Origin of the sequence: Nonomuraea sp. NPDC049655 (assembly GCF_044465465.1) — a bacterium.
Classification (GTDB): domain Bacteria; phylum Actinomycetota; class Actinomycetes; order Streptosporangiales; family Streptosporangiaceae; genus Nonomuraea.
The window spans coordinates 74,020-85,777 of record NZ_JBITLS010000017.1; the positions used below are offsets into that span (position 1 = coordinate 74,020).

The following is an 11,758-nucleotide window of genomic DNA, read 5'->3' on the forward strand; positions in this document are numbered from 1 at the left end:
CAGCCCCGCGGTCGGCCTGATCTGCGTGGACAGCCACACCACCACGGTCATCTGCCGCTCATCCGCCTGAACCCCGGCCCCCCGGCCCTCTCCCACGCGGAGGGGGCCGGGCGGGTCAGCACTCGATGACGTTGACGGCCAGGCCGCCGCGGGAGGTCTCCTTGTACTTGTCGAGCATGTCGCGGCCGGTGTCGCGCATGGTCTTGATGGCCTTGTCCAGCGCCACGTAGTGGCGGCCGTCGCCGCGCAGGGCGATCCTGGCGGCCGTGATGGCCTTGTTGGAGGCCACCGCGTTGCGCTCGATGCACGGGATCTGCACCAGGCCGCCGATCGGGTCGCAGGTCAGCCCGAGGTTGTGCTCGATGCCGATCTCGGCGGCGTTCTCCACCTGCTCGGGGGTGCCGCCCATGACCTCGGTCAGCCCGGCCGAGGCCATCGAGCAGGCCGAGCCCACCTCGCCCTGGCAGCCGACCTCGGCGCCGGAGATCGAGGCGTTCTCCTTGAACAGCACGCCGATCGCGGCCGCCGTGAGCAGGAAGCGCACCACGCCGTCGTCGTCGGCGCTCGGGACGAACTTGGTGTAGTACGTCAGCACGGCCGGGATGATGCCCGCGGCGCCGTTGGTGGGGGCGGTGACGATGCGGCCGCCGGCGGCGTTCTCCTCGTTGACGGCCAGGGCGAACAGCGCCACCCAGTCCATCGCCTGCAGCGGGTCCTTCTCGGCCGACTCGGCCTGCAGCCGCCGGTGGAGCTGGTTGGCCCGGCGCTTGACCTTCAGGCCGCCGGGCAGCACGCCCTCCTTGCCGATGCCGCGCCGCACGCACTCCGACATCACCCGCCACAGGTTGAGGATGCCCGCGCGGATCTCCTCCTCGGTGCGCCCGAACGCCTTCTCGTTCTCCAGCATCAGGGCGGAGATCGACAGGCCGGTGTTCGAGCAGTGCTTGAGCAACTCCTCGCCCGAGGCGAACGGGTAGGGCAGGACGGTGTCGTCGGGCTTGATGCGGTCGGCTCCGGTGGCCTTCTCGTCCACGACGAAGCCGCCGCCGACGGAGAAGTAGACCTTCTCGCGCACGGTCTCGCCCTGCTCGTCGCGGGCGGTGAAGCGCATGCCGTTGGGGTGCTCGGGCAGGGAGATCTTGCGCTCGAAGACGAGGTCCTGACCCACGACGAAGGGGATCTCGTGCTCGCCGTAGAGCTTGACCGTGCCCGCGGCGCGCATCTCGGCCAGGCGGGCGTCGACGGAGTCGACGTCGACCAGTTCCGGCTTCTCACCGGACAGGCCGAGCAGCACCGCCTTGTCGCTGCCGTGGCCCTTGCCGGTCAGGCCGAGCGAGCCGTACAGGATGACCTCGACGCGGGCCACGCGGGGGAGCAGGCCGTCGTCGTGCAGCCCGCGGGCGAACTTGTGCGCGGCGGCCATCGGGCCGCCCGTGTGGGAGCTGGACGGTCCGATGCCGATCTTGAAGAGGTCGAAGACGCTGATCGCCATTGATGGCGCCCTTCAGTTCAGGAAGTGCCGGGGCCCGCGGCGGGCCCCGGCGTTGGTGTCAGGACTCGCCTGAGGTGAGCGCCGTGTACTCCTCGGCGGACAGCAGGTCCTCCGCGTCGCCCTCCATGCGGACGCGGAACATCCAGCCGTCGCCGTACGGGTCGCTGTTGGCCAGCGACGGGTCGTCGGCCACGGCCGAGTTCACCTCGACGATCTCGCCGCCGACGGGCGCGTAGATCTCGCTCACCGACTTGGTGGACTCGACCTCGCCGACCGAGTCACCCGCCTCGACGGTCGAACCGACCTCGGGGAGCTGCACGAAGACGACGTCACCAAGAGCCTCGGCGGCGAAGGCCGTGATGCCGACGGTCACGGTGATGCCGTCGTCCACGCCCGACACCCACTCGTGCTCCTTGGTGTAGTTCAGGTCGTCAGGGATGTTGCTCACTTGTTCCTCCTGTAGAAGGGCAGCTCGACCAGGTCCATAGGTTCATGGCTGCCCCGGATGTCCACGGCCAGACCTGTGTCGGCCCCGGCGTCCACGTAGGCCATCGCGATGGGCTTGCCCAGGGTCTGGGAGGGCGCACCGCTGGTGACCTCGCCGACGACGGCGCCGTCGCGGGTGACCGGGTAGCCGTGACGCGGCACCCGGCGGCCCTGGGCGACCAGGCCGACGAGGCGGCGGCGGGGCTGGTCGTCCTTGACCGCCTCCAGTGCCGCCCTGCCGACGAAGTCACCGGGCTTGTCGAATTTCACCACTCTGCCCAGCCCCGCGTCGAACGGGGTCAGGTCGGAGCTCAGCTCGTTGCCGTAGAGCGGCATGCCGGCCTCCAGCCTGAGGGTGTCGCGGCTGGACAGACCGGCGGCGCGCAGCCCGTGCGGCTCGCCCGCGGCCTCCAGGGCGCGCCAGAGCGGCACGGCGTCCTGGTTGGCGACGAACAGCTCGAAGCCGTCCTCGCCGGTGTAGCCGGTACGGGCGATGAGCGCCTGGCGGCCGTCGACCACGCCGGGCAGGCCCGCGTAGTACTTGAGACCGTCGAGGTCGGCGTCGGTGAGCGTGGCCAGGATCTCCTGGGCCTTCGGGCCCTGGATCGCGATGAGGGCGTACTGCTGGGAGCGGTCATCGACCGCCGCGTCATACGACTTAGTGCGATTTTTCAGCTCATCCGCGACCTTGTCAGAGTTCGAGGCGTTGGCCACCACCATGAACTCCTCGTCCGCCAGCCGGTAGACGATGAGGTCGTCGAGCACCCCGCCGCGCTCGTCCACGATCATCGTGTACCTGGCCCGGCCGGGCGCGAGCGCCGACAGGTGGCCGACCAGCGCGTAGTCGAGGGCCTCTCCGGCCTGCGGACCGGTCAGGAAGATCTCGCCCATGTGCGAGAGGTCGAACAGCCCGGCCGCCTCGCGGACGGCTTTGTGCTCCGCCGACTCGCTGCCGTACCGGAGCGGCATGAGCCAGCCGGCGAAGTCGGTCAGCGTGGCGCCTAGGGCCTCGTGGACGTCTCGTAGCGGCGTAGGTCGGGACATTTGTCGCACCTCAGGACAGGGTTGGATGCCAGCATCCTCCCCCTCTGTCATGGATGCCTGAGAGCTTCGCCCGAGTTTTACCGGACTTTCACCTTCGGCGAGGCCCCGAGGGCCTGCTTTCCAGAGGTCACCTCCCCGTAAGAACGCCTTACAGGGCTGCCGCGCGGTCCTTTGCCTTGAGAGGTTCGCGGGGAGGGCTTGCTCCTTCAGGGACCCTGACCGGCTGTCAGGGTGCTCTCCCGCACGGTTTCGCCGGTGATGTCCGTCAGCCTAGTGCCGTCATGGGGGTGTTGTCGCGCTTCGCCCCCCGCCATCCGCGGCATCCGCGACATCCCGCACGCAGCGAAAAGCGGCCGCGGCCCCGGAGAGGCGGGGTCGCGGCCGCGTTGGTGGCCGCGCGCGAGCCGGTCATGGCAGGTCAGCTCGCACGCGGCAGCTCGGGGCGGGCCGGCGGTGACCGGCCCGCGCGGGATCGAACCCGGAGATCAGGTCCGAGGGTCAGGCCCGCGCCCAGAGGGCGGGCACGTTCGGCGGCTCCCAGCCCGGCAGGCTGGTGTGCGCCTGGAGGCAGCGGTAGCTGACCCCCTGGTAGGTGACGACGTCTCCGGCCGTGTACGACTTGTAAGCCGTCCAGGTGGTGCCCTGGCCGTCCCCTCCGACGGTCAGGGTGAAGGACGCGGAGTGGTCCGCCGTCGTCCCGTCGCCGTTGATCCCTATGGTGTACGTCCCCGCCGCGACGCCGCTGGCGGTGGCGATCGTGACGGTGGACGACTGGCCCGCCTGAACCGTGGACGGGCTGAAGGAGACGGTGACCCCGCTCGGCACGTTCCCGGCGGAGAGCGCGACGCTCTGCGCCTGGCCGGACGTGACCTGGGTACTGACCGCCGCGGTAGCCGACTGACCGGCCTGGACCGATGCCGACGACGGGGTCACCGAGATCGAGTAGTCGTTCTCCGTGGGCGTGCTGGTGCCCACGGCGAGCTTCCATATGGCGTAGGCGATGGCGTCGGAGTTGCGGTCGAGCGCCGTGGTGTTGATGGCGCTCGGGTAGCTGTCGCACGCGCTGTGGTAGCAGCGGTCGAACGCCTGCCCGGCCGAGCCGCCCCACTTGGCGGCCTGGGCCGAGCTCTTGACCGCCCCGGCCCCCGTGGCCAGGCCGCCGACCCGGACGCCCGCGCTCTTGAACGAGGCATGGTCGCTGCGGCCGTCGCCCTCCCTGTCACCCTCGGTCTGCAGGCCGATGGTGGCGAAGTAGTCGTTGAAGGTGCGCTGGATCGCCGCGTCGTCGTCGTAGACGAAGTAGCCGGCGTTGGTCGAGGCGATCATGTCGAAGTTCAGGTACACCTCGACGCCGCTCGCGCCGCCGTTCTGCACGTAGTACCTGGACCCGACCATGCCCGCCTCTTCGGCGCCCCACCAGCCGAAGCGCACGTGCTTGGTGAGGGTGGGCTTGCGGGCGGCCAGGGTGAGGGCGTTCTCCAGGAGCGCGGCCGAGCCGGAACCGTTGTCGTTGATCCCGGGGCCGGCCGCGACGCTGTCGAGGTGGGCGCCGAGCATCACGGTCTGGTTGGCCGGGCCGCCCGGCCAGTCGGCGATCAGGTTGCTGCCGCCGCTGAAGTTCTGCACGCGGGTGGTGAAGCCGGCCGCGTCCAGCTTGCCCTTGATGTAGTTCATCGAGGCGGTGAAGCCCGGCCTGCCCGAGGCGCGGTTGCCGCCGTTGCTCGTGGCGATGGACTGCAACTGGCTCAGATGCGCCGTCACGTTCGCGACGGGGATGTCGGGCGCGGGGTCGGCGGCGGCGCCGGCCGGTCCGGCCGGCGTGGTGAGGGTCAGGGCCAACGCGGCGGTGGCCGCGGCGCCCAGCCTGAGCATGGCGTTCACGATCTGTGGCTCCTCAAGGGGGTTGGGCGGCCACCCCGGCGTGGCCGCCCAGGTCGTGCGACTTAGACCGGCTGCCAGAGGGCAGGGGTGTTGGGCGGCTCCCAGCCCGGCAGGCTGGTGTGCGCCTGGAGGCAGCGGTAGCTGGTGCCCTGGTAGGTGACGGTCTGTCCGGCCGTGTAGGCCGTGTACGTCTGCCACGTGGTGCCCTGGCCGCCGCCCACCGTCAGGCTGAAGGAGGCCGAGTGGTCGGCGCTCGCGCCGTCGGCGTTCAGGCTGATCGTGTACGTGCTGGGCGTCACGCCGCTCGTGGTCGCGAACGTCACCGTGGACGACTGCCCGGCGGTGATCGTGGACGGGCTGAAGCTGACCGTCACGCCCGCGGGCACGTTGCTCGCCGCCAGGGCGATGCTCTGCGCCTGACCGGCGGTGACCTGCGTGCTGACCGTGGCGGTGGCCGACTGACCGGCCTGCACCGAGGCCGACGACGGCGTCACGCCGAAGGAGTAGTCGTTCGGCGAGCTCTGCCCGATCTGCAGGTTGTAGGTGGCCTGGCGGTCCACGTCGGCGCCGTCGGCTGTGATGGCGATCGAGTGGCTGCCCTGCGGGCTGCTCGCCGAGGTGTTGATCGTCAGCGTCGAGCTCTGCCCCGCGGTGATGGTGGCCGGGCTGAACGAGGCGGTCACGCCGGCCGGCAGGGTGCCGGTCCGCAGGGTGATCGACTGCGCCGAGCCGCCGGTCACGGTGGTGCTCACCGTGGTCGTGGTGCTCTGGCCGGGAGTCACGCTGCCGGAGGCGGGGTTCAGGTTGACCGAGAAGTCGTTGCTGCCCTGGGTGCAGGTCGGCTCGCCGGACTGGGCCCGTACGCTGACGCCGTCCCAGGCGTTCTTGACCACGTTGAACTCGGTGCAGCTGCCCGGGTACAGGGTCTTGGCGGCCTGGAGGGTGGCGACCCTGGCCTTGGCGTGCGTCCACGGCTGGGTCTTCATGTTCAGCGCGGACATGAACACCTCACCGGCCTTGCGGATGCCGATGCCGGTGATCGCGGCGCCGTTGTCGCAGCGGGTGCTGGCGGGCTTGCCCGAGGGGTTGGTGCCCTCGGCCACCAGGTAGAACCAGTGGTTCTGCGGGCCGGCCGCCGCGTGCACCTCGGTGTTGGGGATGGAGGCGCTGTAGCAGTTCGGGTGGCTGAGGGCCGACGGGTTGTACATGTTGCGGATCGGCCCGGCCCCGGAGAGGTTGACCTCCTCGCCGACCAGGTAGTCCGGCGGGTCGTTCGGGTTGTTGGCGTACGCCTCGGTGAGCGCGCCGAAGATGTCGCCGGTGGACTCGTTCATGCCGCCGGTCTCGTTGCCGCTGCCCGAGCCGCCGCTGGTGAACTGGAAGATGCCGTGGCCGAACTCGTGGCCGACCACGTCCATCGACGTGAGCTGCTGGGAGTTGGCGGAGTTGTGGCCGAAGGAGCCGTACTGGCCGTTCCAGTAGGCGTTGACGTCGGCCAGGCCGACGCGGGCCGGGTAGCCGCCGCCCTGGCCGTTGATGCCGTTGCGGCCGAGCCAGGCGCTCAGCATGTCCCATTCCCGCTGCGCGGCGTAGAGCGCGTCGACGCAGGCGGTCTCCAGGTTCGTGCCCGAGCCGTTGCCCCAGGTGTCGGTGGTCTTCGTGTACGGCGAGCCGTTCTGGCCGCCGCACGCCACGCCGCTCCTGCGGGGGTCGCGCATCGTGTACGAGGGGCTGGTGTCGATGGTGACGGTGCCGACGTAGTAGCTGTTGCCGGTGCCGTCGCGCACCTCGTCCCAGTCGTCGATGACCTTGCCGGTCAGGGCGTCCACGTAGACGTGGAGCTTGGTCTCGTGACCGGCGGCGGTGGCGCCGGTGACGAGCACCTCCCAGGCCAGCCGCGGGGTCGTCGTGGTGGCGTGCACGGACAGCACGGGCGTGGCGACGGTCTCGACCCTGGCCACCTTGGCCCTGGCCGTCACGGCGGCCTGGGCCGCGGTGACCTTCGCCTTCGTGCCGATCCCGATCTTCGTGCGCTGCCCGGTGGCGACCGTGTCGACCACCGCGCCGGAGGCGTCCGTGGCGACGACCACTTCGCCGCCGTAGACGGGCAGGCCCGCGTGCTTACGGGCGTAGGTCAGGTACTGCAGGCCGCGGACGCCTTCGACGGTCGACGTCAGCGTGAACGTGTCCTGCTCGGATGCCAGCAATGCCGCCGAGTCGGCCAGGATCGCGTTGTGTGCGGTGGCGATCGCGTTCCTGCGCTCGTCGGGGCTGGGAGGATCGGCCGCCTGCGACGCTTGGGCTGTGGCGCTCGTGGCGCCCACCAGCGAGCTGGTGGTCAGGGCTAGCGCGAGCATTGCGGCAGCCCCCAACCTGAGTTTGGGGTTCACTCTCTGGCTCCTCAGGGGGGTGTGGAGTGGAAGAGCCCCGGCCGGCTGGGGATGAACACAGGGTGACACCGGGATGGCGCGACCCGGTACCCAACAAGTTTCCTATAACGCGGTGGTATGGCCCCTTGAGCTGGGATTTCGCGGGTTTTTAGGGCGCAGAAAAGGTAAAGAAGCTTTCCAGTAACGGTCTCAGCAGGCCGCCGTGAACGCCTCGAAGAGCGTCAGTCCGTCGCCCGCCTCCGGGTGCCACTGGACCGCCACCGCGAACCCGCCGGAGTCGAGCTCCACCGCCTCGATCGTCCCGTCGCCGGCCGTGGCGGTGACCGTGAGGCCCCGGCCGAGCCGGTCGATGGCCTGGTGATGGTAGTGCGGGACCGCCACCGGGTCCGTGCCGAGCACCTTCGCCAGGCGGCTGCCGGGGACGGGCGTGACCGGCAGGTGGCCGAACTCGCCGGGCGCGGGGGAGTGGCCGGTGTGCCCGGTCACGTCGGGCAGGTGCTGGTGCAGGGTGCCGCCGAGCAGCACGTTGAGCACCTGCAGGCCGCGGCAGATGCCCAGGAACGGCAGCCCGGCCTCCAGGGCCGCCGCCAGGAGGGCGAACTCGGCCTCGTCCCGGAACTCCCGGACGTAGCCGGTGCGCTCGTGCGCCGCCCGGCCGTACCTGGCCGGGTCGACGTCGCCGCCGCCGGCCAGGACGAGACCGTCGAGCCGGCCCACGACCTGGGCGGGATCGCCGGCCGGCGGCAGCAGCACGGGCTGCCCGCCGGCCTGGACGATCTTCTCGACGTACATGTACGGCAGCAGCGCGACGGGCAGGTCCCACACGGTGAACCGGGCGGGCTCGACGTACGTCGTGACGCCGATGACCGGACGGGTCACAGCGGCGTCACGTACGCGCCGGAGATGCCGCCGTCCACCAGGAACTCGGCCCCCGTGATGAAGGAGGCGTCGTCGCTGGCCAGGAACGCCACGGCGGCGGCGATCTCCGACGCCTCGGCGAAGCGGCCCACCGGAATGTGCACCAGGCGCCGCTGGGCCCGCTCGGGGTCCTTGGCGAACAGCTCCTGCAGCAGCGGCGTGTTCACCGGCCCCGGGCACAGCGCGTTGACCCGGATGCCCTCGCGGGCGAACTGCACGCCCAGCTCGCGCGACATCGCCAGCACGCCGCCCTTGGAGGCCGTGTACGAGATCTGCGACGTGGCCGACCCCATCACCGCCACGAACGACGCGGTGTTGATGATCGAACCCTTGCCCTGCCGCCGCATGTACGGGATGGCGTGCTTGCAGCACAGGTACACGCTGGTCAGGTTCACCTCCTGGACGCGGCGCCAGGCGTCCAGGCCGGTCTCCAGGATCGAGTCGTCGTCGGGCGGCGAGATGCCGGCGTTGTTGAAGGCGACGTCCACGCTGCCGTAGGTCTCGTGGGCCGTGGCGAACATCCGGGCGACGTCGTCCTCGCTGGTCACGTCGGCCTTGACGAAGAGGCCGCCGACCTCGCCCGCGGCCTTGGCCCCGGCCTCCTCGTCGATGTCGACGCAGACGACCTTCGCGCCCTCCTGCGCGAACCTGCGCGCCGTGGCCAGCCCGATGCCGCTGCCCGCGCCGGTGATCACGGCCACCCGGTCCTGCAATCGCTGCACTGTCACTCCCTGTCCGATTGGTCGTTCACCTTCCTCATTCGCTTCGCGAAGGGCTTCGTTCCTCAGCCCTTCACTCCGCTCACTGCGTCAGGTTCACTCCCATGAAATGAAGACGTTCTTGGTCTCGGTGAAGGCCGTCAAGGCGTCGGGGCCGAGCTCCCGGCCGAGGCCGGACTGCTTGAAGCCGCCGAACGGGGTCCAGTAGCGCACCGAGGAGTGCGAGTTCACCGACAGGGCGCCCGACTCCACCGCGCGGGCCACCCGCAGCGCCCGCCCGACGTCGCGCGTCCAGATGGAGCCGCTCAGCCCGTACGGGGTGTCGTTGGCGATGCGCACGGCCTCGGCCTCGTCGGTGAACGGCACCACCGACACGACCGGGCCGAAGATCTCCTCGGTGAAGGCGCGATCGGTGACCTTGGAGGTGAGCACCGTCGGCGGGAACCAGAAGCCCTTGCCCTGGGGGCAGTCGCCCTGGAGGTAGGGCGTGCCCTCGACGAAGCCGCGGACGCGTTCCAGGTGCTCGGCGCTGATCAGCGGGCCCATCTCGGTGGACTCGTCGAGCGGGTCGCCGACCTTGACGCCGCGCACCGCCGCCGACAGGCGTTCCAGGAACTCGTCGTACACCTCGGCCTGGACGAGGATGCGCGAGCGGGCGCAGCAGTCCTGGCCGGAGTTGTCGAAGACCGCGTAGGGAGCGGTCCGCGCCGCCTTGTCGAGATCGGAGTCGGCGAAGACGATGTTCGCCGACTTGCCGCCCAGCTCCAGCGTCACCCGCTTGACCTGCGCCGCCGCCTTGGCGGCGATCTCCTTGCCCACCTCCGTCGAGCCGGTGAACACGATCTTGGCCACGCCGGGATGCTCGACCAGCCGGGCCCCCGCGACCTCCCCTGCCCCAGGCAGCACCTGGAGCACCCCCTCGGGGAGGCCCGCCGCCAGGGCCAGCTCGGCCAGCCGCAGCGCCGTGAGCGGAGTCCATTCCGCCGGTTTGACGATCACCGTGTTGCCCGCCGCCAGCGCCGGGGCGACGCCCCACGACATGATCAGCATCGGGAAGTTCCACGGCACGATGACGCCCACCACGCCCAGCGGTTCCTGGAACGTGATGTCCACGCCGCCGGGCACCGGGATCTGCTTGCCGTGGTTGCGCTCGGGGGCGGCGGCGTAGAAGTGCAGCACGTCGCGGACGGCCCCGGCCGCCCAGCGCGCGTTGCCGATCGGGTGCCCGGCGTTGTCCAGCTCCAGCCGGGCCAGTTCCTCGCCGTGGGCGTCCACCAGGTCGGCGAAGCGGCGCAGCAGCCGCGCCCGGTCGCCCGGCGCCAACTCCCGCCAGCTCCGGTACGCCTTCGCGGCCCGCTCCACCGCCCGGTCGACCTCGGCCGCGTCGGCCATCTCGACCTCGGCGACGACCTCTTCCGTCGCCGGATTAACGATCCTCATGCCTACCGTCACATTCGCTCGAAACCACGGAACAGCTCCCAGTCCGTCACCGCCGCGTCGAAGGCGGCCAGCTCCACGCGCGCGTTGTTCGCGTAGTGCTCGACCACGTCGTCGCCGAACGCCTCCCTGGCCAGCTTCGACCCCTCGAACAGGGCGAGCGCGTCCCGCAGCGTGTGGGGCACGGTCTCGGCGCCGGAGTCGTAGGCGTTGCCCCCGAAGGCGTCCTCCAGCGGCAGCTCCCGGTCGATGCCGTCCAGCCCGGCCGCGATCAGCGCCGACACCGCCAGGTAGGGGTTGACGTCCCCGCCCGGCACCCGGTTCTCCACCCGCAGCGACGGCCCGTGGCCCACCAGCCGCAGGGAGCAGGTGCGGTTGTCCACGCCCCACTTGACGGCGGTGGGCGCGAAACTGCCGGGCACGTAACGCTTGTAGGAGTTGACGTTGGGCGCGTACAGCAAAGTGAGCTCGCGCATGCGGGCGAGCTGCCCGGCGATGAACCGCGCGCCGAGCTGTGAGAGCCCGTACGGCCCCTCGCCCGCCATCGCCAGGCCGCCGTCGAGGCCGCGCAGCGAGATGTGGATGTGGCAGGAGTTGCCCTCGCGCTGGTTCGGCTTGGCCATGAAGGTGATCGAGCGGCCCTCCTGGGCGGCGATCTCCTTGGCGCCGTTCTTGTAGATCGAGTGGTTGTCGCAGGTGCGCAGGGCCTCGTCGTAGCGGAAGGCGATCTCGTGCTGGCCGAGGTTGCACTCGCCCTTGGCCGACTCGACGTACATGCCGGCGCCCTCCATGTCGCGCCTGATGCGCCGGAGCAGCGGCTCGACGCGGGCGGTGCCGAGGAGGGAGTAGTCGACGTTGTAGAGGTTGGCGGGGGTCAGGTCGCGGTAGGCGCGCCGCCAGGCGTCCTCGTAACTGTCGTCGTAGACGACGAACTCCAGCTCGGTGCCCACGTACGCGGCCAGGCCCCGCTCGGTCAGGCGGGCGAGCTGGCGGCGCAGGATCTGCCGCGGCGAGGCGGTGACCTCGCCGCCCTCCTCCCAGGCCAGGTCGGCCATGACCAGGGCGGTGCCGTCCTGCCAGGGGACCCGGCGCAGGGTGGACAGGTCGGGCTTCATCGCGAAGTCGCCGTAGCCCCGGTCCCAGGAGGACATGTCGTAGCCGGCGACGGTGTTCATGTCCACGTCGACCGCGAGCAGGTAGTTGCAGCCCTCGGAGCCGTGGTGCAGCACCTCGTCCAGGAAGTAGCGGGCGGAGAGCCGTTTGCCCTGCAACCTGCCCTGCATGTCGGCGACGGCGAGCAGCACCGTGTCGATCCGGCCGGAGGCGACCTCGCCCCGCAGTTCCTCGACGGACAGGAATCCGTTGCCCGCTGGTTCGCTCACCCTAGGTCG

At 70.7% G+C, this 11,758-nt stretch carries 9 protein-coding genes and 2 riboswitches; all 9 genes read right to left on the minus strand.

Annotation, left to right across the window (positions count from 1 at the left end; translation table 11 throughout):
• Positions 1–115 precede the first annotated feature (115 nt).
• The 9 genes from ACIBQ6_RS42740 to ACIBQ6_RS42780 all read right to left on the minus strand — a co-directional run bounded on the left by ACIBQ6_RS42740 (position 116) and on the right by ACIBQ6_RS42780 (position 11,749).
• A complete protein-coding gene (locus tag ACIBQ6_RS42740; protein ID WP_358283570.1) occupies positions 116–1,492 on the minus strand; it encodes an L-serine ammonia-lyase in 1,377 nt (458 codons plus the stop codon).
• Between the two features lie 58 nt (positions 1,493–1,550).
• Positions 1,551–1,940 (minus strand): glycine cleavage system protein GcvH, encoded by a 390-nt coding sequence (gene gcvH / locus ACIBQ6_RS42745; protein ID WP_352324995.1) that lies wholly within the window; start codon positions 1,938–1,940, stop codon positions 1,551–1,553.
• Entirely contained in the window at positions 1,937–3,022 is a 1,086-nt protein-coding gene (gene gcvT, locus ACIBQ6_RS42750; protein ID WP_358283572.1) for a glycine cleavage system aminomethyltransferase GcvT, read from the minus strand. Before gcvT ends, gcvH begins: the two co-directional genes overlap by 4 nt.
• Before the next feature lie 34 nt (positions 3,023–3,056).
• Positions 3,057–3,156: riboswitch (glycine riboswitch) on the minus strand.
• 20 nt (positions 3,157–3,176) lie between these two features.
• Positions 3,177–3,274, minus strand: a riboswitch (glycine riboswitch).
• A gap of 246 nt (positions 3,275–3,520) precedes the next feature.
• Complete coding sequence (locus tag ACIBQ6_RS42755) at positions 3,521–4,894, minus strand: M28 family peptidase (protein WP_397218741.1); 1,374 nt, start codon at positions 4,892–4,894, stop codon at positions 3,521–3,523.
• Positions 4,895–4,965: 71 nt separating this feature from the next.
• On the minus strand, positions 4,966–7,260 hold the full coding sequence (locus ACIBQ6_RS42760) for a M4 family metallopeptidase (RefSeq protein ID WP_397218641.1): 2,295 nt from the start codon (positions 7,258–7,260) through the stop codon (positions 4,966–4,968).
• Positions 7,261–7,482: 222 nt separating this feature from the next.
• A complete protein-coding gene (locus tag ACIBQ6_RS42765; RefSeq protein ID WP_358283577.1) occupies positions 7,483–8,172 on the minus strand; it encodes a gamma-glutamyl-gamma-aminobutyrate hydrolase family protein in 690 nt (229 codons plus the stop codon).
• Positions 8,169–8,933 carry a 3-oxoacyl-ACP reductase gene (locus ACIBQ6_RS42770; protein ID WP_397218642.1) on the minus strand — a complete coding sequence of 255 codons (765 nt, stop codon included), beginning with the start codon at positions 8,931–8,933 and terminating at the stop codon, positions 8,169–8,171. Before ACIBQ6_RS42770 ends, ACIBQ6_RS42765 begins: the two co-directional genes overlap by 4 nt.
• Positions 8,934–9,026: 93 nt before the next feature.
• Positions 9,027–10,370: an aldehyde dehydrogenase family protein gene (locus ACIBQ6_RS42775; protein ID WP_397218643.1), complete on the minus strand. Its 1,344-nt coding sequence runs from the start codon at positions 10,368–10,370 to the stop codon at positions 9,027–9,029.
• Positions 10,371–10,378: 8 nt separating this feature from the next.
• Complete coding sequence (locus ACIBQ6_RS42780) at positions 10,379–11,749, minus strand: glutamine synthetase family protein (protein WP_397218644.1); 1,371 nt, start codon at positions 11,747–11,749, stop codon at positions 10,379–10,381.
• Positions 11,750–11,758 lie beyond the last annotated feature (9 nt).

Excerpts from the sequence above, each read along its gene's own strand:
- ACIBQ6_RS42740 (WP_358283570.1), bottom strand. The coding sequence starts at position 1,492 with ATGGCGATCAGCGTCTTCGACCTCTTCAAGATCGGCATCGGACCGTCC.
- gcvT (WP_358283572.1), bottom strand. The coding sequence starts at position 3,022 with ATGTCCCGACCTACGCCGCTACGAGACGTCCACGAGGCCCTAGGCGCC.
- ACIBQ6_RS42755 (WP_397218741.1), bottom strand. The coding sequence starts at position 4,894 with ATGCTCAGGCTGGGCGCCGCGGCCACCGCCGCGTTGGCCCTGACCCTC.
- ACIBQ6_RS42760 (WP_397218641.1), bottom strand. The coding sequence starts at position 7,260 with ATGCTCGCGCTAGCCCTGACCACCAGCTCGCTGGTGGGCGCCACGAGC.
- ACIBQ6_RS42775 (WP_397218643.1), bottom strand. The coding sequence starts at position 10,370 with ATGAGGATCGTTAATCCGGCGACGGAAGAGGTCGTCGCCGAGGTCGAG.